At 54.5% G+C, this 24,004-nt stretch carries 29 protein-coding genes and 2 tRNA genes; 15 read left to right on the forward strand and 16 right to left on the reverse strand.

Annotation, left to right across the window (positions count from 1 at the left end):
- Positions 1 to 10: 10 nt before the first annotated feature.
- The 3 genes from EYC79_RS05550 to EYC79_RS05560 form a co-directional block, all read right to left on the reverse strand.
- A complete protein-coding gene (locus EYC79_RS05550; protein ID WP_130977399.1) occupies positions 11 to 748 on the reverse strand; it encodes an alanyl-tRNA editing protein in 738 nt (245 codons plus the stop codon).
- Between the two features lie 12 nt (positions 749 to 760).
- Positions 761 to 1,798, reverse strand: coding sequence for a cysteine synthase A (locus tag EYC79_RS05555; RefSeq protein WP_062437857.1), 1,038 nt, complete (start codon positions 1,796 to 1,798; stop codon positions 761 to 763).
- 120 nt (positions 1,799 to 1,918) lie between these two features.
- Positions 1,919 to 3,367 (reverse strand): cryptochrome/photolyase family protein, encoded by a 1,449-nt coding sequence (locus EYC79_RS05560; protein WP_130977400.1) that lies wholly within the window; start codon positions 3,365 to 3,367, stop codon positions 1,919 to 1,921.
- Positions 3,368 to 3,556: 189 nt separating this feature from the next.
- Between EYC79_RS05560 and EYC79_RS05565 the strand changes: the two genes are divergently transcribed.
- The 3 genes from EYC79_RS05565 (at position 3,557) to EYC79_RS05575 (ending at position 5,265) form a co-directional block, all read left to right on the forward strand.
- On the forward strand, positions 3,557 to 3,823 hold the full coding sequence (locus EYC79_RS05565; protein ID WP_130977453.1) for a DUF982 domain-containing protein: 267 nt from the start codon (positions 3,557 to 3,559) through the stop codon (positions 3,821 to 3,823).
- Between the two features lie 233 nt (positions 3,824 to 4,056).
- A complete protein-coding gene (locus EYC79_RS05570; RefSeq protein ID WP_062425572.1) occupies positions 4,057 to 4,614 on the forward strand; it encodes a methylated-DNA--[protein]-cysteine S-methyltransferase in 558 nt (185 codons plus the stop codon).
- A gap of 207 nt (positions 4,615 to 4,821) precedes the next feature.
- Entirely contained in the window at positions 4,822 to 5,265 is a 444-nt protein-coding gene (locus EYC79_RS05575) for a TIGR02594 family protein (RefSeq protein WP_111847849.1), read from the forward strand.
- A 120-nt stretch (positions 5,266 to 5,385) separates the two neighbouring features.
- Here the strand turns inward: EYC79_RS05575 and EYC79_RS05580 are convergent, their stop codons facing one another.
- Complete coding sequence (locus tag EYC79_RS05580; RefSeq protein ID WP_062425570.1) at positions 5,386 to 5,631, reverse strand: hypothetical protein; 246 nt, start codon at positions 5,629 to 5,631, stop codon at positions 5,386 to 5,388.
- Positions 5,632 to 5,801: 170 nt separating this feature from the next.
- Here EYC79_RS05580 and EYC79_RS05585 point away from each other — a divergent pair, with 170 nt between their 5' ends.
- Positions 5,802 to 6,125, forward strand: a complete 324-nt coding sequence (locus EYC79_RS05585) for a DUF2934 domain-containing protein (protein ID WP_062425569.1) — start codon at positions 5,802 to 5,804, stop codon at positions 6,123 to 6,125.
- Between the two features lie 199 nt (positions 6,126 to 6,324).
- Here the strand turns inward: EYC79_RS05585 and EYC79_RS05590 are convergent, their stop codons facing one another.
- The gene (locus tag EYC79_RS05590) at positions 6,325 to 6,585 is read right to left on the reverse strand and encodes a hypothetical protein (protein ID WP_062425568.1); all 261 of its coding nucleotides are present in this window, start codon (positions 6,583 to 6,585) and stop codon (positions 6,325 to 6,327) included.
- Between the two features lies 1 nt (position 6,586).
- On the reverse strand, positions 6,587 to 6,916 hold the full coding sequence (locus EYC79_RS05595; protein ID WP_082546439.1) for a helix-turn-helix domain-containing protein: 330 nt from the start codon (positions 6,914 to 6,916) through the stop codon (positions 6,587 to 6,589).
- A gap of 522 nt (positions 6,917 to 7,438) precedes the next feature.
- Here EYC79_RS05595 and EYC79_RS05600 point away from each other — a divergent pair.
- Complete coding sequence (locus tag EYC79_RS05600) at positions 7,439 to 7,972, forward strand: hypothetical protein (RefSeq protein WP_130977401.1); 534 nt, start codon at positions 7,439 to 7,441, stop codon at positions 7,970 to 7,972.
- A gap of 507 nt (positions 7,973 to 8,479) precedes the next feature.
- Positions 8,480 to 8,944 carry an SMI1/KNR4 family protein gene (locus EYC79_RS05605; RefSeq protein WP_130977402.1) on the forward strand — a complete coding sequence of 155 codons (465 nt, stop codon included), beginning with the start codon at positions 8,480 to 8,482 and terminating at the stop codon, positions 8,942 to 8,944.
- Between the two features lie 38 nt (positions 8,945 to 8,982).
- Here EYC79_RS05605 and EYC79_RS05610 read toward each other — a convergent pair whose 3' ends face one another.
- The 4 genes from EYC79_RS05610 to EYC79_RS05630 all read right to left on the reverse strand — a co-directional run bounded on the left by EYC79_RS05610 (position 8,983) and on the right by EYC79_RS05630 (position 11,538).
- Positions 8,983 to 9,747 (reverse strand): hypothetical protein, encoded by a 765-nt coding sequence (locus EYC79_RS05610; RefSeq protein WP_130977403.1) that lies wholly within the window; start codon positions 9,745 to 9,747, stop codon positions 8,983 to 8,985.
- A 1-nt stretch (position 9,748) separates the two neighbouring features.
- On the reverse strand, positions 9,749 to 10,189 hold the full coding sequence (locus tag EYC79_RS05615) for a hypothetical protein (protein WP_130977404.1): 441 nt from the start codon (positions 10,187 to 10,189) through the stop codon (positions 9,749 to 9,751).
- Positions 10,190 to 10,514: 325 nt separating this feature from the next.
- Positions 10,515 to 11,048 (reverse strand): hypothetical protein, encoded by a 534-nt coding sequence (locus tag EYC79_RS05625; protein ID WP_130977405.1) that lies wholly within the window; start codon positions 11,046 to 11,048, stop codon positions 10,515 to 10,517.
- A gap of 415 nt (positions 11,049 to 11,463) precedes the next feature.
- A tRNA-Asn gene (locus tag EYC79_RS05630) sits at positions 11,464 to 11,538 on the reverse strand.
- A 176-nt stretch (positions 11,539 to 11,714) separates the two neighbouring features.
- Here EYC79_RS05630 and EYC79_RS05635 point away from each other — a divergent pair.
- Positions 11,715 to 12,008 carry a PGPGW domain-containing protein gene (locus EYC79_RS05635; protein ID WP_062437848.1) on the forward strand — a complete coding sequence of 98 codons (294 nt, stop codon included), beginning with the start codon at positions 11,715 to 11,717 and terminating at the stop codon, positions 12,006 to 12,008.
- Here the strand turns inward: EYC79_RS05635 and EYC79_RS05640 are convergent.
- Positions 11,995 to 12,642: an exopolysaccharide biosynthesis protein gene (locus EYC79_RS05640; RefSeq protein ID WP_062598189.1), complete on the reverse strand. Its 648-nt coding sequence runs from the start codon at positions 12,640 to 12,642 to the stop codon at positions 11,995 to 11,997. The genes EYC79_RS05635 and EYC79_RS05640 overlap by 14 nt on opposite strands.
- Before the next feature lie 538 nt (positions 12,643 to 13,180).
- Here EYC79_RS05640 and EYC79_RS05645 point away from each other — a divergent pair.
- The 3 genes from EYC79_RS05645 (at position 13,181) to EYC79_RS05655 (ending at position 16,134) form a co-directional block, all read left to right on the forward strand.
- A complete protein-coding gene (locus EYC79_RS05645; protein WP_062425564.1) occupies positions 13,181 to 13,768 on the forward strand; it encodes a YqaA family protein in 588 nt (195 codons plus the stop codon).
- A 132-nt stretch (positions 13,769 to 13,900) separates the two neighbouring features.
- Positions 13,901 to 14,428: a dual specificity protein phosphatase family protein gene (locus EYC79_RS05650; protein ID WP_130977454.1), complete on the forward strand. Its 528-nt coding sequence runs from the start codon at positions 13,901 to 13,903 to the stop codon at positions 14,426 to 14,428.
- Positions 14,429 to 14,748: 320 nt separating this feature from the next.
- The gene (locus tag EYC79_RS05655) at positions 14,749 to 16,134 is read left to right on the forward strand and encodes a glycoside hydrolase family 28 protein (RefSeq protein ID WP_245495197.1); all 1,386 of its coding nucleotides are present in this window, start codon (positions 14,749 to 14,751) and stop codon (positions 16,132 to 16,134) included.
- 134 nt (positions 16,135 to 16,268) lie between these two features.
- Here EYC79_RS05655 and EYC79_RS23950 read toward each other — a convergent pair whose 3' ends face one another.
- On the reverse strand, positions 16,269 to 16,367 hold the full coding sequence (locus EYC79_RS23950; protein ID WP_335625455.1) for a recombinase family protein: 99 nt from the start codon (positions 16,365 to 16,367) through the stop codon (positions 16,269 to 16,271).
- 308 nt (positions 16,368 to 16,675) lie between these two features.
- On the opposite strand from EYC79_RS23950, the gene EYC79_RS05665 reads away from it, so the two are divergent.
- The 4 genes from EYC79_RS05665 (at position 16,676) to EYC79_RS05680 (ending at position 19,699) form a co-directional block, all read left to right on the forward strand.
- Positions 16,676 to 17,479: a nucleotide-binding protein gene (locus EYC79_RS05665; protein ID WP_245495201.1), complete on the forward strand. Its 804-nt coding sequence runs from the start codon at positions 16,676 to 16,678 to the stop codon at positions 17,477 to 17,479.
- Positions 17,480 to 17,621: 142 nt separating this feature from the next.
- A complete protein-coding gene (locus tag EYC79_RS05670; RefSeq protein ID WP_130977407.1) occupies positions 17,622 to 18,623 on the forward strand; it encodes a hypothetical protein in 1,002 nt (333 codons plus the stop codon).
- A 325-nt stretch (positions 18,624 to 18,948) separates the two neighbouring features.
- Positions 18,949 to 19,374 carry a hypothetical protein gene (locus tag EYC79_RS05675; protein WP_130977408.1) on the forward strand — a complete coding sequence of 142 codons (426 nt, stop codon included), beginning with the start codon at positions 18,949 to 18,951 and terminating at the stop codon, positions 19,372 to 19,374.
- Between the two features lie 248 nt (positions 19,375 to 19,622).
- Positions 19,623 to 19,699: transfer RNA gene (locus tag EYC79_RS05680), tRNA-Pro, on the forward strand.
- A gap of 387 nt (positions 19,700 to 20,086) precedes the next feature.
- Here the strand turns inward: EYC79_RS05680 and EYC79_RS05685 are convergent.
- The 3 genes from EYC79_RS05685 to EYC79_RS05695 form a co-directional block, all read right to left on the reverse strand.
- Positions 20,087 to 20,236: a hypothetical protein gene (locus tag EYC79_RS05685; RefSeq protein ID WP_111847855.1), complete on the reverse strand. Its 150-nt coding sequence runs from the start codon at positions 20,234 to 20,236 to the stop codon at positions 20,087 to 20,089.
- Positions 20,237 to 20,328: 92 nt separating this feature from the next.
- Positions 20,329 to 21,870, reverse strand: coding sequence for an undecaprenyl-phosphate glucose phosphotransferase (locus EYC79_RS05690; protein WP_130977409.1), 1,542 nt, complete (start codon positions 21,868 to 21,870; stop codon positions 20,329 to 20,331).
- Between the two features lie 286 nt (positions 21,871 to 22,156).
- Complete coding sequence (locus EYC79_RS05695; RefSeq protein ID WP_062437808.1) at positions 22,157 to 22,729, reverse strand: polysaccharide biosynthesis/export family protein; 573 nt, start codon at positions 22,727 to 22,729, stop codon at positions 22,157 to 22,159.
- 219 nt (positions 22,730 to 22,948) lie between these two features.
- On the opposite strand from EYC79_RS05695, the gene EYC79_RS05700 reads away from it, so the two are divergent.
- Positions 22,949 to 23,575 (forward strand): tyrosine-protein kinase family protein, encoded by a 627-nt coding sequence (locus EYC79_RS05700; protein WP_130977410.1) that lies wholly within the window; start codon positions 22,949 to 22,951, stop codon positions 23,573 to 23,575.
- 60 nt (positions 23,576 to 23,635) lie between these two features.
- Here the strand turns inward: EYC79_RS05700 and EYC79_RS05705 are convergent, their stop codons facing one another.
- A complete protein-coding gene (locus EYC79_RS05705) occupies positions 23,636 to 23,848 on the reverse strand; it encodes a DUF2842 domain-containing protein (protein ID WP_062426135.1) in 213 nt (70 codons plus the stop codon).
- Between the last annotated feature and the right edge of the window lie 156 nt (positions 23,849 to 24,004).

Genomic DNA, 24,004 nt, shown 5'->3' on the forward strand with positions numbered 1-24,004 from the left:
CTCCCAGAAATCAGGCGGCGTCGGCGGGTTTGCCGAAGCGAATGCGGAAACGGCGGTTTTCCTTGCCTTTCTTTTCGATCTTGGCGATGTAAATCTCGCCGACCTCCTGCGTTTCCGACACATGAGTGCCGCCGCAGGGCTGACTGTCAACCGAAGAATTCTCGCCGATGCAGACGAGGCTGACACGGCCAAGCCCGACGGGTGGCCGGACATGCTTGGACTTGACGATGCCAGGATTGGCCGCCAGCTCCTCGTCGGTGATCCATTGCAGATAGATGGGGTGATTCTGCTCGACCAGTTCCATCAGCTTGGCGGTAATCGCATCCTTGTCGATCGTCTCCGACATGTCGAAATCGACCCGCGATTCATCCTCACCAACGGCAGCACCGGTGATCGGCCAAGAGCAGACCACCGATAGGAGATGACAGGCGGTGTGCATCCGCATCAGCTTGTAGCGTCGCTGCCAGTCGATATGAAGTGTCAGCTTTTCGCCGACGTCCACAGAGGGCTGACCGTCCGGGGGCACGTGAATGATGACGCTCTTGTCCACGCCATGGCGCGTTATGCCGAGTTCGATCTTCGAGCCATCGGCCCGTTCGAGAAAGCCCGTATCGCCGGGCTGGCCGCCGGAGGTGGCATAGAAGCACGTCTGATCCAGCTCTATGCCACCATCCTCGTGCACTGCCGTGACCACCGCTTCGCAAGTTGAAAGATAAAAATCATCACGAAACAGGGCATTCACAGGCATATTGCATTGACCTCAGACGGTTTCGTACGGAACCGAAATCTCTTTCTTCTCCGTCAACCAGGCGGGAAGGGGTAGCCCCTTGGAGCGCAGGAAGTCGGGGTTGAAGAGCTTGGACTGGTAACGGTTACCGTAGTCACAAAGTATCGTGACGATTGTATGCCCGGGTCCGAGGTCGCGGGCAAGCCGAATTGCGCCGGCAATGTTGATGCCCGATGAGCCGCCAAGGCACAGGCCGTCCTTGGTGATCAGTTCGAAGATGATCGGAAGAGCTTCCGCGTCCGAGATCCGATAGGCGAAGTCCGGCGTGAAACCTTCCAGATTGGCCGTGATTCGACCCTGGCCGATGCCCTCGGTAATGGAGGATCCTTCCGACTTCAGGACACCGTTCTTGTAGAATTCGTAAAGCGCTGCCCCTTCCGGATCGGCAAGGCCGATCTTGATATCGGGGTTGAAATCGCGAAGACCGTCTGCGACGCCGGCTAGCGTTCCACCGGAGCCGACGGCGCAGATGAAACCGTCCACCTTGCCATCCGTCTGGTCCCAGATTTCCGGCGCCGTGGTCTCGATATGCGCCTGACGGTTGGCGATATTGTCGAACTGGTTTGCCCAGATCGCACCGTTCGGGTCGGTTGCCGCAAGCTGCTTTGCCAGACGACCGGAGACCTTCACATAGTTGTTGGGGTTCGAGTAGGGGGCGGCCGGCACTTCGACAAGCTGTGCGCCAAGAAGCTTCAGCGCGTCCTTCTTCTCCTGGCTCTGGGTCTCGGGAATGACGATCACCGTCTTGTAGCCGAGCGCGTTGGCAACCAGCGCAAGCCCGATGCCGGTGTTGCCGGCCGTACCTTCCACAATTGTGCCGCCGGGACGTAAGAGCCCGCGTCGTTCCGCATCTCGGATGATGAAGAGCGCGGCACGATCCTTGACCGACTGGCCCGGATTCATGAACTCGGCCTTGCCCAGAATTTCGCAGCCCGTGGCCTCGGATGCTGCCTTGAGGCGGATGAGCGGGGTGTTCCCAATTGCGGTCAGCACGGAAGAATGGATGGTCATGATCAGGCCTTCTGTCCAGTCAGCGATTCAAAGCCGTTATGTCGTTATCTAACGGCCTTGTGACAAGAAATTATCTTCTGGCGAAGAGGGTTCCAGCGCAAAATCTTGCTGATGCCCCGGTTATTCACTCTTCTTGATATGGGAGTAGGCCTCAAGCGCACGCTGGCGTGCCTCATTATGATCGACGACGGGCTTTGGATAGGTCTTGCCCAATTCGATCCCGGCCTTTTCCAGCACCTGCTTTGGCGCATCGAACGGCTTGTGAATGTACTTGGCATCGAGCTTCGAAAGCTCCGGCACGAAAGTTTTGACATAGTCTCCGTCGGGATCGAACTTCTCGCCCTGAATGATAGGATTGAAGATGCGGAAAAACGGCGAGGCATCCGCGCCTGATCCGGCCACCCACTGCCAATTGCCGGCATTCGAGGCAGGGTCGGCGTCCACAAGCGTATCACGAAACCACTTCTCTCCCTTTCGCCAGTCGATCAGCAGATGCTTGATCATGAAGGACGCTGTGATCATCCGCACGCGATTGTGCATGACGCCGTGCTTCCACAACTGCCGCATGCCAGCATCGACGATCGGATAGCCGGTCATGCCTTTCTTCCAGGCGTTGAACTTTGCCGTGTCCGTTTTCCATTCGAACGCATCGAAACTGTCGTTCCAGTTCTTCTCGTCGAGTTCGGGGAAGTGGAAGAGAAGATGGTAGCAGAACTCGCGCCAGACGATCTCCTTGCGAAACCGGCTGATGTCGTTCGAGGCGATGTGGGAGGAAAGGCCTCTGGTGGCGTGCCAGAGCTGGGCAGGCGTGATCTCCCCGTGGGCAAGGTGCGGAGAGAGCATCGAGGTTGCAGGCTGTGCTGGGAAGTCACGACCCTTCTCATACCCCTTCAGCGCGCTGTCGACGAAATCGTCCAGCCGCTCTTTGGCTCCCGCTTCGCCCGGCGTCCAGACGTCCGAGAAATCCTTTGCCCAATCCGGTTTTGTCGGCAGGAGCTTCCAACTGTCCAGCTTTTCCGACGTCGGCCAGCTGGAAGGCGTTGGTATCTGGCGCGGCTTGCCCGTGGGCTCAGGTGGCTCGTCCCCGCCTTCGATGGCGCGCCAAAAAGGCGTGTAGACGCGGTAGGGTCCGCCACTCTTGGTTTTCACCTTGGATGGTTCGTGCAGGAGATGGCCCGAGAAACTCTCGACCTCATATCCATCATCGCGAAGCTGCTTCTTGAGGTGGCTGTCGATCTCCATACCATCGGGGTCGTAACGACGGTTCCAGAACACAGCACTAGCGCCCACGTCACCAATAAGTGACTTGAGGATCTTGCTGGGGTCTCCACTGCGCAGGATGAGGCGACTTTCAAGCTTTTCCAACTGGTCGGAAAGGGCTTTCAGCGAGTGATGAAGCCACCACTCCTGCGCACCACCCAAGGGGCCGTTTGAGCCCTGTCGATCCTCGCGTATATAGAGAGGAATGATCGCTCCGCCATGCTCCCGCGCGGCTGCAAGGGCGCGATTGTCAGAAAGGCGCAAGTCCTTGCGAAACCAAAGGATTATGGGGTTGTCCTGCTTCGTCATCGGCTTTCCTTCTGCTTTCATTTGTAACGCGCGTAAGGGTGTTTTGCTCCCCTGCAACGAGGGTAATACGGTGGTGCGATACCTATGGTTTTTGAAGGGTAAATTTTGTTGGGTTTAAATCAAAACAGGTGGAACCATATGCCGGAAGTGACGTTGGAGGCACGTGAATTGAGTATGGAAGACCCACCAATGATGCTGAATGAAGTAAAATGGGATGCGCCTGTTGTGATCTCTCTTGAGAACGGCGCGCCTCGCACCTTCAACGGCGTTTATGAAGCCTTTGATTTTCTCCAACACGAGTGGCCCAGCCGCTATGGCAAGGCGTATGAGCAGGCGTTGCGCCTTTGCAGGGCGTCGCTTCTGGGAAGCGTTTCCGGCGAGATCGCGCGGACCGCTTTCGTTGAGGCGAGCCGGGATGCAAACCGCCTCGTGGAGATGCCTAAGCTCGCATCGTAAGCGACCCGTTCGATCTTCAGATTAAGAAGACCTTTTCAGCCACCCGCCGCGTTCCCGCCGGGTGGCTTTTTGCTGCGCTCTATCACTTCGATGTCGGGGTGAGGCAGCCGTCTGCGGACACATCTTCGCCTAAAAATCTTTGATCAAGCCTCGACTTAACCTCAAAAAAATGGTTGCTGAAACGTTAACGCCGACGCTCGTTTGGCTGAATGGGACTGAAATGGGGCAGGCCGATGACGCGCAAAATCCGCTACTCAACCTTCTCTACTGCCATGGGGTTTTGCGCCTTCGCATGGCATGAAGGCGGCATCTGCCGTTTCCAGTTGCCCGTTGATTTGGAAGATGATGCCAGAGTCTATCTACAACGCCGTCTGCCCGACGCCGAACATTCCGACCCGAGTGCGCAAGCAATGGATCTGCTGGAAAAGGTGAGAGCCTATTTCACAGGTCAACCGGTCCAATTTCTGGATATCCAACTTGATGTCGGCCCTCAAAGTGATTTCTTTTCAACGGTTTATGAAATCGTTCGGGCTATGCCGTGGGGAACATCGAAAACCTATGGCGAAATCGCCAAGGAATTAAATGCTCCCCCGCAAGCTGCTCAGATCGTTGGGCAGGCGATGGCAAAAAATCCGCTGCCGCTTCTGATCCCATGCCATCGGGTTCTTGCCGCTGGCGGTAAGCCGGGTGGCTTTTCTGCTGAAGGCGGCGTGAAGACAAAGTTGCAAATGCTGGCGTTGGAAGGTCTTTTCAAAATTCAGCCAAAACCCGAACAGGCTTCACTATTTTGATAACTCCAAGGGCGATTTTGGGGCATAACATACCCATAATCGCCCATGTCTCGTCAAATTCTGGCTAGATTCGGAGCATAGACGGCTCATCAGCAGTCGTCGTGAGCGAGACGTTTCGCTCCTGAGACTGCCCTACTTTGAATGTGCGCAAGGACACTTCGGCGCGGGCTGGAGCCAAGTTGTTCTGTGCTTTTAAAGGGCAAGAGAGTGAGAGTATCTGCGTTTCTTCTGGCTGTGGGGCTGTGTGCCGCGGTCATAACGCCCGCCTCTGCGGGCATGTTGAACCAAGCCGAGCAATATGCCGGTCTTCATGAAGGCAAGAACAACAAGACGCTGAAAGCAATTTTGGGCGTCAACCCTCGTAAAACTCCGTGGTGCGGCCACTTCCTCAGCGTTGTTGCCGAGAAATCAGGACGTACCCCGCCGAAATCCTCCGGCTTCGCCAAATCCTGGAAATCCTTCGGTTACGCCGTCCCTGTCGGTGCCGCCAAACCCGGTGACGTTGTGGTCGTCAGAAGCGGCAAGCGATATCACGCAGGCATCCTGAAGAGCATGAGTGGTGCCACTGCTCAAATCCTGGGCGGCAACCAGTCCGGCCGCGTGCAAGTCTCCAACTTCAGCCGCAAGTCCATCGTCTCTGTTCGTCGCTGATCGAGCTTCAGGCTAAGATGCGCCCAGTCACACCCACGAAAGCGTGGGTGGCAGCACGGCGCTGACAAGAGAATCTATGGTGGGTTTGACGTCACCCTAGATTCCCTGTCGGCACGTGGACTACGGCTGTTCACGTGTGCCTGGAGCGGCATCGCGCTGGTCGTCATCTTCCAGATCCGTTGCAACGATAAAGGCATCTTCGTGCTGGCGTGCTGCCTGCCGACGTGCTCTGAGGCTGGTCAGCTCGTCAGGGTCCAACTCTTGCTGATGTTGCGTCAGGTCGCCTTCCGTTTCGAAACGCGCGACATCTTCGTCTTTGATGTCGAGGTGATTCTTCTTGTCGATCGTCGATTTATCGTCGGTCATGGTACGCTCCCATAGATGGTGAATGATTGTCGGGAGGGAAACGGGCAGGGCGCGGCTTCGTTCCTTTTTGCGACCACTCCATCCCGTATGACAACACCGTCAAAGCACGGGCGCAGGAACCAAATAAGAGTGCCGATTGTTTTCCCGATATCGAAAACGGGAGAAGCACCATGCAAGTCGATCGTGAATCCGAAATACGCAACAAGGCCTATGAGAAGTGGGAAAGCGAAGGTCGACGCGATGGCGACCACGAGCGCCACTGGCAAGAGGCAGAATTGGAAATCGATGCGACACGCAACACATCTGTGTTGGGCGTGGAAGATGAAGACGCTGTGGGTCAATCCCCTGCCGTCGTCTCTCTGAATCGCGAGCAGTCGCAAGACAATGGCAAGTCCGATGACGAGCTTGAAGAAGGTCTGGAAGACACCTTCCCAGCGAGCGACCCGGTCTCCGCCACATCCACATCGGTTTCCGGCCGTGCCGGTAAGCGTTGAGATCCAGCCGGTTTCAACCCAAGCTGGATGTCCGAAGTATTAAGGCGATCGCCACGGCGGTCGCCTTTTTCGTGTGCGATCAGACACCTCCCGGCGACGAAGGTGTCCTAAAGCATGGTCCGCGCAAAAGCGTGCGGCGTTGCTGCGATAACAAAGGGCCTAAGGCGTAAGGCGCGAATTTGAAAGATTGCGACACGCCTTAGTGGACGGCCGGCTCCTCATCCCCGAGAAAGCTCCTGATGCCATCCCGTTCGCAAGTTGCGAGAAACTCTTCCCAGGCGTCCTTGTCGGTGGCGAAGGGCTCGTCCCAGGTCGTCACGTCGTCCTCTTCGGAGATGACCTCCAGCTGCCAGTCCTGCTGCGTTCCAGCAGGCCGGAAGATATCCACGAGGACGGTGATGCCGTCATCCTCGAACTCTCCCGAAAATTCAGAGTGTTCCAACTTTTGTTTCTTGGACATATCAGCCTCCCGCTCCGGTCGGCGCATCGGGCGCCAGATGTTCTTTATATTGGACTGTCTCAGACTGGTCGGTATCGAATTCTCCGGGCGACTTCAGAAGACGTAGACCTGGACCGCCGGCTGCAGATGTCTGATTGTTATCGATGAAGGAAATTCCGGCCTTCTCCAAAGCAGTGCGAAGCTTGTCGTTCAACTGATGATCAGAACCGCTTTGGCCGCTCTCGAAAGACGCCAGGTCAGCAGGATCGACACCAGCAGCTTCGCCAAGCTTTTCCGGGGACCAATCAAGCATTGCGCGCGCGGCTCTGAATTGCGAAGCGGTGATCGACATATCCGCAGTCTCCATTGCGACAGATGACCGAAGCGGCTGCCTTGATCCTTATTCGTCGTAACGAATATGCGATCTCGTCGCAACGATGTGTACGCTCCAGACGTTGATGGTCGGAGATTTTTCAGCAGTATTTTTGGAGAGATATCTTGCTTACAACACGGTCGATTGTGAAAATGGCTCCCCGGGTCGGATAGTCTTTAGCAACTTTACTGGCCATATCGTAAACTCATATCCAAGAAAGCCATTTAAATTCAGCAAGATAATTGACCATTCCGCCCACAAAGCCGAATATTGGCACATACCAATAGCGGGGAAATTGTGGATGCTGGGATTGAGGCGGCGATAGATCGAAGCTTTGCTTTTGCCGTAGGCGGCCAGGTCAGCGTAAAGGCGCTTCATGCCAAAACTAATATTCAAACTGGGGATTCGACACGCGTAAATTGGGCCGATAGATTCACGCTTTATCCTGTGTCATGATCCGCGAAGATTGTATCATCTCTCATGTTGACGAGTTGAAGTCGGATGCCCGAGACTACTAATCAAGTTCGCCTAGAAAGCTGTCTTCAGGTTCTCGTGGGGCTGCAACTGAGCATTGCCCGTAACGCTGCGGATATGAAGGTCTTCCATTTTGGACAGATAGTGCCGCATCCCTCAGGTAGAGGAACTGTCGGCTCGTACGCGCTACATATTCAATGTCCGTGGCGTCTGGTTGCTGAGGAGACAGTATTTACTGGGGCATCAGATCGCTTTGTCGGTCCTTTTGAAGGGACAGAAGTACATGATGATGACCACAAATCGGGAAATCGACAGCTCATCAAAATTGCATCTCTGCTGAAAGGTTACGACGCGGAGACAAAATCCTTCGTGAACGCCACGAAGCAACTCTTCGTCACAGCGGTCCACACCGACAACTACGGCGGGGCCGACCTGTCGCTGTCTGGCGGCTACCGCCTGCAGATTTTCCCGGACGGTTCATTCGAGGAGGATTGGCGTTTCGTGGAAATTCAGGGCCGTCATGTCGTCGTCGAAGGCGGTCACATACGAGTAGACGAATAGCGATCTGACCACGGCAATCAAGTGCCACTATCAGCACAACGAAGCCCTAACGTTCAGGAAGCTAATCCCGAAGTGGAAGTTCGACCACGAATGTTCAATATAAAGGGAGTAAGTCGGAGAGAGGCAAGCATTATGATGGCGGTGAATGCCTCGCTGTTATACCTGGTGGTTGCCGAGTCCAATATTGAAGCAATATCCCTTCTGGGAATAATTTCTTGTGGTTTCGTTTGGTTCAAGAGAGCGAAGTATGTGGGGTATACAGTTCGCTTGATTGGTGGCTCCTGGAGCAAGAACACTAGGGACGAAGAGCTTCGCTGGGGAGTATTCGTTGCGCCTGTGATTTATTCTGCCGGCGAGACCTTCATGAGGTTGGCAAATCAAAACTCACTCGCGCTTACCGACGCCGTCCCTATAATTTTCCTAGTCTTTTCAGGTGCGTGGACTGTATCAGAATTCTTTCGAAGAGTTCGGGTCTGATATCTCTGTAAGTGAGGGAGTGGCGGGATTTTGGAAAACATCGCGCGCCTAATGGCTCATGACAAGGCAGGAGAGTTGTCTTCTTTAACGCCGCTTTCGAATGAGCGAGTTGCTGCTATCGCCGCGCGATTTCCAGGCATATCTAGCCAATACCTCGAGTTTATTGAAAAGATTGGTGTCGGCTCGACGACACGAGGTCAATACGTTTACGAGCCCGAACCTGCTTCAAAAGCTGAAATGCATCCTTCGTACCAAGCTTATCAATCTGCGAGTTATAGAACACTGACCGGACGCCCGGAACCGGTAGAGAATCCGTTTCCTTCAGACGCGGTTGCCGTTGCGGATGGCGGAGCCTCGTGGTGGTACTGCCTTTGCCCGTCACGAGGCCCCGGAGTTTTCTGTCTCGATATGGGCGGTCCAAGCTTTGAGCTGGAGTGTGATGATTTCTTTTCGTTCGCGGCGCAAACCTTAGTACTAGGTGGGACTTCGGGTTAGCTGTCATGTCTATTGAATCGCACTTCCTCACTCGATAGTCATCTCGAAGCTGAGACAACCAGGCGCCTCAGGTCCCCGACTTCATCTAGCATCGTCTCGATTTTCCATCGTTCCTCATCCTCAATAGCGTCTATAGATTCAATGAGCGCGGTCTCGACCTCTGTGCTCGCAATCCATTGAAGGATTGCCTCGCGACTGACTGCCGAGACATCTTCCCAGCGCCCTTTGCCCTTCCTGAGGTGCTTAATCTCAGTCACTCCCTCAGCAAGTTGAAGCATAGCGTCAGGAGTCGGCAAAACGGTCCAAAGATGAAGACATGCTTCGAATTGGAGGTTCAAAAGTGCCATTGCCGCGATCCAGTTCCAGCACGAATTTCGCAGACTGGTGGCTTGGAGCCGCTCATAGGCCCACGCAGAATAGATGAAGCTCGCAATTGCTGACCGCTCATTTAAGGGCCATTTAACCCACTCAGCCAAGCGCAGTTTTCCCGCAATAACGACGGGGTCAAAACCAACGCAGGAGTTAGATATAGTAGATAGCGCTAATATCCTCGGAAGGTAATATTTGTAGTCCGATACCTCCCCGACGGTGGTCAAAGCGTAAGCAGCGAACGGGCCAAGAGCATCCTCGCCGAGGTCCGCAAGTGGTGCAGAACTTAGCGCTGCTAAGATTTTTGCCGCGTCGCGGAGCGGAGATGCATCAAGCGTTGTTGGCGGCGAATAAGAAGAGAACGAGGCATACAGCTCCTTTACTCTTTCAGATAAGTCGATCTCCGCAGACAGCCTTATGGAAACATCGAGCATCTCACTGGTTGCCTATCGATTTCATTGCTACCGCTACCAGCACGATAGCTAAAGCAAAGGACCAAAGCACCAACCGCTTCCTTGCACGCGAGTACCGCGGCTTGACCCCTGAAGTCGTGGATGGTCCAGCAGATACTGCTGACAGTTTCTCGAACAAACGCATGGTACTGACGTAATTTATAATCACGAACTGCCCGATGGCCAGTCGCCTCACGGCAAGGAAAAGGTATTCGTTGCCCATATCGATTTTGATAACGGTGCCGACCTTGTGCGGGCGAGCTAAAGTGATACCGTAGAACTGTTGGCCACTCAGAGTCAAACTCTCCGTAGGTCCCGACAGCGTGATTGATGAGCCATTTAGCGAAAGGCTCGCTTTCTGACCTTTAGTCCTAAGCGTCAGCTCCGGGCCTGCGTTGTAGAAAATCGGGAATGTCTCGTTCATCTGTGCTTAACCTCATGCTTCACGGGTAAAAAACATAAGCACAATCAAAAGTCGAGCCGAACCGTCTTCCGCATCTCGCTCCTTGCCGACTCCGCCCGGTCACCCAGATAGTGCAGATCCAGCATGGCTTCGAAATCCCTTAAGCTATGGCCAGTGACGACCGCGATCTCAGGAACGGTGCAGCCAGCCACTGCCATCCTCGTTACGGCGGTACCGCGGAGGTCGTGAAAGGTGAGGGCGGTTATCCCGGCACTCCCCCAGGCGCGCCCTTCGACCTACCAAGTCGGCATGTTTTCTATTTCATTTTATCTAAGACCCCCACAACTCAAATGCTAAACTGCGTGGGGCGCTTTACATAGTCGTCGGCGGTCCTCCAGAGCACTGCCACCAGCATAGGGCTTCTTGGAGCGACCCGGTCGTTGTCCGTGGGGTATCTTATTGGATAATGTTTTTGCTCAGCGTGCAAAGCGCCTAAAGCGGCACGGTACTCTTCAAAAAGCGCAACGGGGTCATCTACTTTGTGAGCGTCGGGAAATCGCTTGCTGTGTAGTGCTATCTCGAAGCTGATCCATGCATTCTCCCGCGTTGACTGCCGCACCAACGCGACAAGGTCATGATCCCACATCTCGTTCACGTTGTGACCGAACGCCACGACTTTTTTCCTCTCCATCCCATTGTGTAACAAGCAACCCTTCAGCAACAACTCAAGGCCGTGTCCGATCAGGTGGAGCGTGGGACTGAAGAGCATGCCGCTTTGACCGTCATGCATTTTGTCATCAAGGACAGAAGCCGCTTCTAGGAAGCACTTCGCCCTACTTATAAACTTCCCCGCATCGGTATCCCAAAAGTCGGTGAACATACTCTACGACCAATTGCATAAGTGTCCGACGTTTCTTTGAGCAAATTGCCAGCCTCTATTGAGTCGAAACTTTTCCCACGATCATGACTTGAATCGGAGTCGGGCCATTCAACAGGGTGACTTCGCCAGTCAAACGAGATTGAGCCCATGCGGTCACAGGTTCACCCTTCAAAGCTATAACTGCCAAAAAAATGCTATCACTGTGAGAATGCACTTCGTGTACCGGTCAACCATATCAACCCCCATTCTGATCAGCTACGATGATGAGGAGGATCTCACAAGGTTCTATGAGAAGGGCAGTCGATGACAAGGTTTTCCACAGCCATTAAGAGGCGTCGAAAAGCGGGTAGGGGATGTGGGGAAATTTCAGCGGTATCAAAATCTTCAAGCAAAATTAAACTTTTACAAGAAGAAATGGCTCCCCGGGCCGGATTCGAACCGGCGACCTGTCGATTAACAGTCGAATGCTCTACCGCTGAGCTACCAGGGAACGTGCGCCGCTTGGCGTGGCGTGAGCGGGGTAATACAAACGCTTTGACGATTTGCCAAGCGCTTTTTTCAAAAAAAATGAATTCCTCTTGTTTTATCCACCGAAGGCCCCACGTTTCCGGGCATGACGATGTTAAAAAAAATTTCCCCAACCCTGTCGAGCTGAGGTGATCTGGCGTGAATTTCGGTATTCACCCCAAAACGGGGCGGCTTCACATGGGCAAATGGAGCGTGGCGATGCCGCGCTCGCGTATCGGACGCATCGTTATCGGCACGGTGCTCGTGATTTGCGGCCTTCTCGGCTTCTTGCCAGTCCTCGGCTTCTGGATGGTTCCGCTCGGCCTTTTGGTGCTGTCTCAGGATCTGCGCTTCGTTCGCCGCAAGCGCCGTCAGTTGGCCATCTGGTGGGAATATCGCAAGCGCGCCCGCCAGGCGCGCCGCGACGAAGCCGAAGGCATCAAGCGCCCGTAAGCGAGTTGCTAAGGCCCTGGCCGGCCCACACCGCCGCATAGGCCAATGCTGCGAAGTAAATCGTCGTCAGCGCAAGAAACAGGTAGCCACCAAGCACGGTCGCTCCGTCACGCTGGATCATGCCCGCGGAGAACAACAGGATAGCGATCCCCGGCAGGGTATTCGAGAAGGGGATGAAGCCGAGCGGCATCATCAGCAGCAGGCCTGCCACCATGATGGCGATGCCGTTTACCCGGTTCATGATTGCGCCGGTCGTCAAGGAGAGCAGACGGGGGCGGATATACTTATCCAGCCAGGACACGATATTGATGCCCTTTTGCAGCGCAGGGACAAGGCGCGCCGTCTCCATCTGCCGATCCAGAATGCGTTTGGGCAACCATGGCAGCCGGTTCAGAATGATGGCGAGGCTGATCATGATGATGGCTGCCCCAAACACCGTGCTGACGCCTGGAATGGAAACAGGGATCAGGAAGGGCAGGGAGGCGATGGCGCACATGAGAAGGAGGCCTTGTTCCCCGATGGCCTCCATCAATTCCCGCAAAGTGATCGTCTTTCCGCCAAGCTGATTGATCAGCTTTTGCAAAACGGAACTTAGATTTTCAGACGTGTCTTTGAACGCGAAGTCCTGCGTCATGCCTTCTCCCGAAATCAATTGAACTCCGGGATTGATATCATTCGCTCCCGCAAGTGACTATCCGCAAATGCTCAGGGCATAAGCGGTCAGCGTCACACTTACGGCAATGGACGACTTAATTCGTCAGCGAGAAACCCACTTGTTGTAAGCACCCAATAGAAGAACAACCATCAAGATGCCGAGAATAAACGGGTTCAGCGAAGTAAAGAAATTAACGTAGTCCATAACTGTCTCCTCCTCAGTATGTCCTCGCCCTTCCATTCTACGCCGAATTAGCGGAAACGCCAGAATAAAAGAAATTCAGACTGCGCTGCAGCACGGCACGCCGCAGATATTCGATAAACGAAAGCATTTTGACCTTTCGCGCCGCAGTAATTTTGTATATCGAGCATAATGATGCTGCGCTGCGTCATTTGCCATTCATGCATTTGATCGGTAAGGCAGGCACGAAAGCCGCTATGAAGTCGCAGCGGCGACAAGCGCAGGCCGTGGTTGGGCCGACCCAATGCAAAAATCGCTGGATTAAACGGAGAAGAAAATGCTGAAGGGTCTTTATGCCTGGGCGATGAACCTTGCGGCGCGCAAAACCGCCGTCTGGTGGCTGGCCATCATTGCCTTTGTCGAGAGCTCCATCTTCTTCCTGCCAGCAGATGTCCTATTTCTGCCCATGGTTCTGGCAAAGCCACGCAAGGCAATGTTCTATGCGACAGTCGCGACGGTCGCATCGGTTCTTGGCGGAATCGCCGGGTGGTATCTCGGCCATTACGCCTTCGAAAGCGTTGCTCGTCCGCTCCTGGAGTTCTACGGCAAGCTGGATGCGTTCGAGCATCTGAAGGCCTCGGTCGATTATGAAACGATCGTCCTCCTGTTGATCACCTCCGGACTTGCGCACCTCCCGCCGATCAAGGTGGTGACGATACTGTCCGGTGCCGCAAATATCAGCCTTGGGCTTTTCATCGTTACGGCCATCGTGACGCGCGGTGCGCGATTCTTCATTCTGGCGGGTCTTCTGCAGCGTTACGGCGAAAGCATCCGGCACTTCATCGAGAAGCGCCTTGGCATGATCGCAGCACTCGTTGCCAGCGCCCTGATTGCTGTCTACGCCGTCTATATCTTTGTGCGGTGACATCGTCTGCGCCTGCGTGCTCGCAGGTCAGAAACGTTCATCTTGATGTCAGCCTCAGCATCTATCCCTTCCGTCAATAGCAGTTGGAAGATGGATAGAATGCGCAAAAAAATGATCACGCTTGGGAGCGCCTTGGCGGTCCTGCTGTTGAGCTTCTTCGCCTATCTCGGCTTCCTGCAGCTTTCCGGGAATTTTCATGAGGTGTTGGCCGGCGAACTCTATCGTTCGAACCAGCCCAGCGCCGAGCAACTGGCGCTTTATGTGAAGCAGCACAACATCAAGACCGTCATCAATTTGCGCGGTAAGAATGATGGCTCGACCTGGTACAAGGACGAGGTTTCCGAGTCTAAAGCACTCGGCGTAAATCATGTCGATTTCGCCATGTCGGCGCGTGAGACGCTATCGATGGACAAGGCCGAAGCGCTTGTCGAAATCATGCGCACATCGCCGAAGCCGATCCTCATCCATTGCCGCTCGGGATCCGATCGTACGGGCCTCGCCTCCGCGATTTATCTGGGCAAGATCGCCGGTGTCGATCCTGAAACCGCGGAAAAGCAATTGTCCATTCTCTATGGCCACCTGAGTGTGCCGGTCATTTCCGCGGCTTATCCTATGGATGAGAGCTGGGAGCGGATCGAAAATGGTTTGGCGCAAATGTAACCGCAACGACCCATAGTGCCATCGCTGCGATTGGCTCATCTCCATAAATTTCACATCTCGCTTTTGCGCCTTTTTCAAGAGCGGTACTCATCCCGTGTCCAGGAAGTTCGCCAAGACAGAGCCTCCAGGTGGCGGGTCGATTCGTCCTTTACCCGTCTTTCGCTGAAGCACCTTCCTAAGCCAAGCGTGATTGATTCCGCGAACAATCTTTCGCTGTAAGATGGGTTAGCCTTGCAGGTTTGGCATCCAATCATAAAAATGTGCGACATGACGTGACGCAACGATCCTCGCATAGAGGTCTTGCCAAACAGGATGCGCCCATGACCAAGTCTCAGATACCCGCCTTACGCCCCACTGCCGCTTGCCTTGCTGTTGGGCTGACCCTTGTGATGAGCTCGGCGGCTGGTGCGGCCGTGACCGGCGATCGCCGCGTGGTATCGGAACCGACCTTGCCCACACAGCTCTGCGCCACGCTTTCACCGCAGCCAGCGGCGCAAAGTGCACCGGCGCAACAGGTGCTGGATACACAGCGGCTTCAGGCGGCAATCGATGCATGCCCCGCAGGTCAGGCCATCAAGCTGGTCGCCGGCAATACTGGGGGCCGGTTCGCTAGCGGCCCGCTGACAATTCGCTCCGGTGTCACCCTCTGGCTCGACAAGGGCGTCGTATTGGCCGCAGTCGCTGATCCTCAAGCCTATGACCGCGGCAGCGGCACGTGCGGAACGATCGATACGAAAGGGGATGGCTGCCGCCCCTTCCTTCTGTTTGAGAAAGCGCAAGGCGCGGCCCTGGTCGGTGACGGCCTCATCGATGGTCAGGGTGGGGAGGTCATGGCTGGCGGCAAGGAGACCTGGTGGCAACTTGCACGCAGAGCCCAAAGCCAGGGCGGCAAGCAGAACAATCCCCGGTTGATCCAGGTCGATGACGGCGCAGACATCGTTTTCTACCGCGTGACGCTACGCAATGCACCGAACTTCCACATTATACTGAACCGTGTGAAGGGCGCTACGCTTTGGGGCGTGCGCATCGATACACCCGCCGATGCGCGCAACACGGATGGCATCGATCCTGCCGGTTCGCAGGACGTGACCATCGCTCACAGCGTCATCCGTGCCGGGGACGACAATATCGCCATCAAGGGTGGAAGCGCTCCGACCCGATACGTCTCGATTATAGACAGTCACCTCTACTGGGGCCATGGCCTGTCGATCGGCAGCGAGACCGAATCGGGTGTGAGCGACGTCCTCGTCCAAAACGTCACCATCGACGGCGCGACGTCGGGACTGCGTATCAAGAGCGATAGCAGTCGGGGTGGGCTCGTCACTGGCATCCAATATGAGAATGTGTGCCTGCGCGGCAATCTGCGCCCGATCGACTTTGACACGCGTTACGACAAACAGGCTCACGGCTCTGACATACCGGTTTACCGAGACATCATGCTGCGCAGTGTAACAGGAGAGACGGGAACGCTGGTTCTCCGAGGCTATGATGCCGCCCACCCGCTCGAAGTGACGTTCGACGGCGTGCGCTTCGATCCCAAAGCAAGCTGGCAGATTGACAACGCCACCTTATCTGTCGGCCCGGGCGGCCTCATACCCCCACCGCCTGTAAAGGTGTCGTCTGCCTCTCAATCGTCGGCCCCGTCTGACCAATCATCGCCACCCGATTGCACCGCACGCTGGCTGGATTTCCCGAAAACGAACTGACCCGCCAACCTCACCGGCTGCAAACGCAGATTTTCCGTTTTTGTCCTGCGGACTTTATTTTTAGGGTTGCGTGCGACACGCCTTCTATATAAACGCGGCTCCCTGTCAGAGAGTAGCGCGGCCCGTTGCGCACTTTACTGAGAAAATGTGTTCGACAGCAAATGTGAGGTAGTTCGGGCGAGACGATCCAACTTCGTTACGCAAAGCGTGTAGCCTGATCGAATGAACTCCATAGCTGCTCTCAACTACTGCAATGCAAGCTCCTCGTTGAAAATTTTGTGCAATTTGTTGCGACGAGATCGCGGCTTTGAGCTCGTAGTCCAGCATCGAATTTAGCCGTAGAAGTCCTGGCATAGCCGATCAACATTCTGTGCGTTGTTGGTGTTCGTATGCTTTGAACACAACGAGAAACTGTTACCGACACTCAAGAAATAACTTCAGAGAGAAGCACAGAAACGCTTTAAACTGTTTCACTACGGCAAGGTTCATCGGTACATGTGATGAAGATTACCAAAGTTGTGGATGGCCTCTTCCAGTCGCAATGTCAGGGAGTTGTAGAAGTTCTGCGGTTCCACTATGGGTCGATTTAGACAACTATGATCGAAAGGGGAGAAAAGTGCTACCAAGAGTGTTTATTGGGTCATCGCGAGAAGGGCTCCCGATCGCGAATGCAATCCACACTAATCTTACTTATGATGCGGAATGCACCGTTTGGGACAAAGGCCTCACAAAATTGACGGCCTACACGCTCTCCGAGATCATCCAGAACCTTCGGAAAAGCGACTTTGGTATCTTTGTTCTTTCTCCCGATGATGTTGCAACTATTCGCGGTCAAAAAAACTTAGTAGCTCGAGATAACGTCATTTTCGAACTGGGGCTATTCATTGGAAGATTAGGACCAGAACGATGCTTTTTTCTAATGCCACGTGGTCAAGATGACTTACATTTGCCGAGCGATTTGGCAGGCTTAAATGCAGGGCAGTATGAAAATCGGCAAGATGGAAATCTACTTGCGGCTGTCTCGCCCGTTTGCGTACAGATAAGCCAACAAATGAAGGAGTTGAAGTCTTTCCAAGACGCTGCCAGTCAAGTTAAGCCGACCGCGGCGAATGCAACTAACGTCCTATCTGCTAATGTCACTCCTGTGAAACCAACGATCACAGCTGAGACCTACAAGAATGGGATATTAATCAAGGGCGACACAAAGCCGTTCAAGGAAGAATTAAAAGGACTTGGTGGACGATGGAACGGTGCACTTGCAGGTTGGATCATCAGTCCCAAACGATTTGCAGAGGCATGCACGTTGATGCCTTTGATGGAGGATAAGACTGGAAATAACGACTGACGCCGTGTGAAGTTGGTTAGCATCTCCCGGTTAGTTTTTCCCTAGAAATAATGCATCTTCCAACTGTGTTTTGTTGCAAGTAACACCGCCGGATGACTACTCTGATCATGTCGTGAAGAATACCCGAATAGGAGACGCTACTTTGGACATCGAAACCCTGTTTAAACTTATCGAACGACAGGGCACGCTAGAGCAAGTGAGTAATTTCTTGCGGCAGCTCGGCCTTCCGTATTCCGGTAGTTCGTGGAAGGACATGGTAAATCTACGTTTGCGTACAGCGGTCGAGAAGGGAAGGCTGACTGATGACCAATTGCTCGACCTTCTTCGTCAAACCGAAGAGCACGGAAGTCAGCATATATTTCTGTTCACTCTTATCGAAGGTCGAAGCGTTTCAAAACTGTTTTCTGACGGTCTACCTGCGGTTCTGAGTGCATCGGGTTTTCCGCCCTTGGGCCACGTCTCAGTTGTCGATATGCCAGATGATCCCCAAATTGTCGAAGTCCGTGAAGAGTTTGGAGAAGCGCGCACTTTAGTCTTCAAAATAGTGGAGCAGAGATCGAGTTTTGAGAAGGTGTCTGATCAGAATGATAATGGTCAGAAGGTGGTGACTTACTCCGAAATTCCGTACCGTGCAGTAAATATCATGCGCATTTCTGAGGATGGTCGAGCTGAAATTAGGCTTCAGTCACACAGTGACGCCATCAGCTATAATGGAATAGCTGAGGCGACCTTCAAAATCCTAAGTCCAATCATTAATCGGCTCGACTGGAAGGACGATAAGCTTGACAAATTCAAAAACAGTTTGCTGGATATAAGCAAACGGTCCTCAATGTCTGAAGTGTTTGGCTTGCGACATACTCAATTGACCAACATCGAGGGTACGAGGTTGTCGGCAGCTGCTGGCTTACCCGGAGCTAGTATGTACGATGATACCGAGGTTGTAGCGAGTGTTGATCGTTTCTTGGAAAAAGAAAATCATGCTCATTGCGACCGGGCCAGTGTCAGTGTGAAGAAACGAGGAACCCTCAGCCGTTCGATCAACTTGGTCGTAAGCGGAGAGCCTAACGAATTTGCAATCACTAGCAAGGTGTCCAAAAGCGAGTATGATTACATACTCAATGCAGTGCTAGAGCATAACATATGATGAAGCGGAAGGGATGGCGCGAAAGGCTTAGAACTTTGGTCTCAGAGATGGGCCGAGGCAGGCAGCATATTGAGTATCCCTTCAATCGTGTCCTCGAGATCGTAGACGCGCCGACGGCAAGAGCGTTGAACGAAGAACTTACGAGATTGGTCGGCAATGGTGAGCTGGATGCTGTCTATCGTATAAGATCACAAGAGACAGGCGTAGGCTTGGCCGAATTCCACAATTTAATGGAAATACCATCTCGCGTTTTCGATGACACTGCGGACCGTTACCAGAACGTTGTGCTCGGACGCGACGTTGAATTGGTTTATCGAGCTCCTGAATGAGTAAAAAGGAAAGCTGGCGTTTAGCTAGCGACAACATTATCAGAGAGCTGGCCAATGTTGCGCCGGAGGACCGGCTAAAATGTCTTCAGGAGAGGGTTGCTTCTCTCCCCGACGGGGATAGAGAGATGGTCGCGCATTTCGTGTCACTGACAGCATTAATCGTTTCAACTCCCGGGCAGGAGGCACCCACAATGAGCCGGCACCGTCACATCTCATTGATAACGGCGATGTCCCTCATGGCCATGGTGATCCTTATCGTAGCAGGTATCTACCTCGTAGTTATTAGAGGTGGCGACGATGGAAGCTCTAAATTTCACATCCTGGGTTCTGGAGTTGAGACGAGCAGCGTCGGTGTAGGATGCTTCACATTGGCGGGTTTGGTATTCTTATTCGTTGCCCGTAAGGCGCTAAACAGGATTTAGATTGAGAGTGTCAGTAAGGCGTAGCAACTTGCCATCGAAGATGGTTTCAGTCTCCTGCAAAGTCGACCGATGCCTCCTGCTGCTGAACCAAGCGATGTCTCGAGAACAAATAGTAAACATGCGTGGGACTTTGCGCATAAAAACTCCCACCGGTGGGATATTCTTGCTGATTTGTTCTCTTTTTCTGATGGAAGGGGCTTGCTTCCAGAATGCCGAAAGTCTAAGTGGTGCATGCCTTTACGGCGGGTCGGAGCGTAGCGCAGCCCGGTAGCGCACTTGACTGGGGGTCAAGGGGTCGCAGGTTCAAGTCCTGTCGCTCCGACCATTTTTGAGGTTCTCCCCAAGCCTCGATTTTTCTGAGAAATACCTTGTGATCAGCCCTTTGACCATCTCCGCATGGAGATGGCGCGGCTCTTTATCTTCACCCATTAATCCACCGAACCGTTCATTTTTGAATTTTCTAATGGAACGCTCAAGCGGGGCGACGTGTTAGTCCATCGTAACAAGACGAGGCGTCGCTGGGGATGCATCGAAAGAGATGGAGAGAGAAATGAACAGCATTATCTATATTGTCGGTCTGGTTGTAGTCGTTGGCATGATCCTGTCTTTCGTGGGCTTGGCCTGACAGGACAGGCGTCTCTAATGTGTATGAGGCGCCGATGCGCGCGAGGTAGCGCAGCAAGATAATGTGCTGCGCCCCTCCCGAAGACGATCAGTTTTCCTGAACGGACACGCCGTTTGGTCCGATGTTCATTTCGATGCCCTTAGGCTTCGACTCTTCGTGCCACACATAGATGCCAAGAGCGGCGACGAGTACGACCAGCGCGCCAATGATGAAGTAGAGATTGTTAGACCGCGTCATTCGGATTCCCCTGAAAATGAAGATGTACGGCTGAACAACGCGGAAAATCCTGCCCGGTTCCACCGGCTAGGTGGTAATCGGCTACAGGTCCATCAGTAAGCGTTTTCTGACTTCAACAGGCGGATCGGTGTCAGGAAAAGAATCTTGAGATCGAGCCAAAGAGACCAGTTTTCAATGTAGTAAAGATCGAAAGCGGTGCGCTGCTTGATCTTGTCGCTGTTGTCGATTTCGCCGCGCCAGCCGTTGATCTGCGCCCAACCGGTAACGCCTGGCTTGACCTTGTGACGGGCGAAATAGTGTTCCACGACCTCGGTATATTTCAGGTCGCCCGTCTGGGCATGGACGGCGTGTGGCCGGGGACCGACGAGGGACAGATCTCCCGCCAACACGTTGAAAAACTGAGGCAGTTCGTCCAGCGAGGACTTGCGTAGGAAACGTCCCACCGGCGTGACGCGCGGGTCATTCTTGGTGACCGCCTTGACAGCGCTCGGATCGCTCATTTCGGTATACATCGACCGGAACTTCCAGACGTTGATGGTCTCGTTATTGAAGCCGTGGCGCTTCTGCCTGAAGAACACCGGACCTTTCGACGTTGATTTAACCGCGATCGCGGCTCCGATCATCACCGGCCAGAGCAGGAGCAGAGCGATGACGCTGAAGAGAATGTCGAACATCCGTTTCGCCACGCCGTCCCAGTCCCGAATGGGCTTGTCTACGACGTCGAGCATAGGCACGCCGCCATCGCGGGAATAGGAACGGGGTCTGAAACGCAGCTTGTTGGCATGGGCCGCGATGCGAATATCGACGGGCAGCACCCAAAGCGTTCGAAGAAGCTCCATGATGCGCGCTTCGGCGCTGATGGGTAGCGCGATGATCAGCATATCGAGTTTCGTCAGTCGCGCGAACTCGACTAGTTCTCCGAACGTGCCGAGCTTCGGGTAACCTGCGACGATATCGGGCGAGCGGTTACCGGTGCGGTCGTCGAAAATACCGCAGATACGGATATCATTATCGTGGCGTTCCAGAGAACGGATCAGATCTTTGGCTGCCTGACCCCCGCCGACAATGACGGCGCGGCGCTCCATGACCCCGTTGCGGCCCCAGTGCCGAATAGCGAGCCCGACGATCGATCGTTCCAGGAGAAGAAAGACTGATCCCGCGGCGACCCACCAGGCAAAGCCTGCCCAGGAGTAGCCATCCTCCCGTAACAACATGTACATTGCGCCGGCTGTCACGGCGCATGCGGTGACGTATGAACCGACGATGCGCGCGGCCATGGCTAGAGGGCGGCGCAGTGAGGGGAGCTGGTAGGTATCGGTCAGCTGAAGCAGAAGAGCGGTGAAACCTGCGTTGAAGAGGCAGGTGACGACAAGCGCCAGATGGACCCGCCAGCTGCCGGAGATTTCCATGCCGTTGAGGACGAGCGCAATGATCGAAAGGCCGATGAACTCGAAGAGGCGCAGCTGACCGATCACCATATTCGGTGAGTGGCTGGTATCGCGAAGTTGATTGGCGACCTGCCGGGCGAGGGGATTGAGGGTCGGCTTACTGCCGTCGCCTGCCGCTTTCTGAGAGAGCTGCAACCGCACGACATCGAGATCGGAGCTTCGTCCGTCTCTTTCTTGATCGCCCATAGACTTATCCCGCCATCATTTTCAGATACAGATAAGCCATAGATACTAAAAGAAGCGTTGACGACTGCCATGCAAGAATCGCTTCACACTTTTGATTTCACTGAAGCGCTGACAAGAAGTATCAGGCCGCTACAGCAGTAAAGGGGGCGGGATACGCAATACCAGTTTACCCGCAACTATGGACAGAGGCTTAGGCTGCCGGATCGGCGCCTGCCGCTTCTGCCGCTGAACTTGAATTTCTGGCTTTAGCTTTGGTGAAGCCAGGGAGCGCTACGACGCAGTTTCCTCAAAAGAAACGTTCCCGCACATAGATGGTGTCGCCCCCCAGCACAGGTGCTGAGATCAGCACGCGTCCGGTGTTGACGTCGGCGTTGAGTTTACGCGTCACATCGACGTCGCGCTGGTTTGCACGTGAGGTGAAGCCTCCCGCAATGGCAATGGCGTTCTGGATCGTCATCCCGGGGACGTAGGAATACTGCCCCGGTCTGCCCACTTCACCCATCACGAAGATCGGACGATAGCGATCGACCTCGATGCTGACATCGGGGTTGCGCAAATAGCCTTTGCGGAGCTGGGCAGCGAGCGCTGCTTCAACCTGCTTGGCCGTTCGGCCGCGTGCCGGAATTTGCCCGACGAGCGGGAAGGCGATGTAGCCCGCCTGGTCGACAGTGTAGGTGTTGGTGAGGCCGGCTTGATCGAAAACGGTAACGCGCAACCTGTCGCCGCTATCCAGACGATAGGGCTGTAGGGCAGCGGCATTGATGGCGGAGGGCGCGGGTTGATAGGCAGCGCAACCACCAAGCGTCATCGTCGCGGCGAGGGCAAAAGCTGATATCAAACGTGGGATGGCGAAATTCATTCGCAATCATGCTCCGGGGACATTTCTTGACCCCAGTTATCCGTTCGTCATGGTTAATTCCCGGTAAAGAAAACTTTTTTTGGAAGAATTTCCCTTAGGACCGTCGGAAGTACCGCGTGGCGTCGACTGTTTAACGCTTGTGTTACTGCGACGCGGTTAGAAGGGAAGAACGGTAACCGTGCGAGCAAAAGCTGCCGGCGATGAGAAAATGAAGGCGCCATGACCGCGAACGACAATGCGACCGAACCACAGGATGATCTTGATCCCGCCTCTGCGGAAGCTGGGCTTCCGATAGCCTATGTTGCGGATCTTCTCGTCATGCCAGGCGCCAAGCCCGTTGCGGTTGTTGCGTCACCCAGTGGGGCGGATGGATCGACAGCGACCGTCATGCTGGCAAGAGCGATTGCCGAGCTGGCGCGATCCGTGGTGCTTGTGGACATGACCGCGACGGGGGCTCCTTCGCGGCTGATGGTGTCGGACGAATCGCTCCCGGGCATCATGGATCTCCTGACGGGGGATGCAGCCTTCGGCGAAACCATCCATCGTGACCGTCTCTCCACGGCGCATATCGTTCCGCAAGGCGTGGGCTCGGGACATCGCGTCAGCGGCGTACTCGAGCGGCTCGTGATGGTACTCGGCGCATTGTCGGGGAGTTACGATACTGTGCTGCTCGAGTTCGGCGCAGCCAATCCCGCTGAAATCTCGCGCATCCTCAAATATGTCGATGCGGATATCTTGCTTTCCGTTCCGGATGGTGATCCTGAGGTGCTTCGTGAGGCAGAGACGGCGTTCCGGGCGAGCGGACACAGCCAGATCATTCCGATGGTATCGGCAGCAAAGCCCTGACCAGACCGCAACACTGACAGCCTGAAACGCGTCGTTTTCCACGCTTTCAGTGAAACGGGCCTATTTCTGCCGTTTCGGACCGGCCATCCATTTGATGATCAGCATGGCAGGCAAGATCCACAGAAGACCGGACAGCACGAAATAGCCGAGGTGAACCCACCACGGCGAGTTTGCGAGCGTTGCCGAGGCGAAGGCCGTCGCAACAACCGCATAGGTCACGACCAGCAGAATGATGATGATAGTGCCGATGAATGATCTAAGGCGGGGATGCATGGCTAATGTCTCGTCCGTCACGTGTTCCTGAGACTCCTCTATAGCAGCGCCCGTCAAAAACGGTATCGCTTTTCGCAAGCGCATCTGCCGCGACCCGATGCCGCAAAGGCTAACCCCTTGTTTTGCCCAGCCGCTTGAGGCAAACCAATGTTAGGA

The organism is Agrobacterium cavarae (genome assembly GCF_004310285.1).
Classification (GTDB): domain Bacteria; phylum Pseudomonadota; class Alphaproteobacteria; order Rhizobiales; family Rhizobiaceae; genus Agrobacterium; species Agrobacterium cavarae.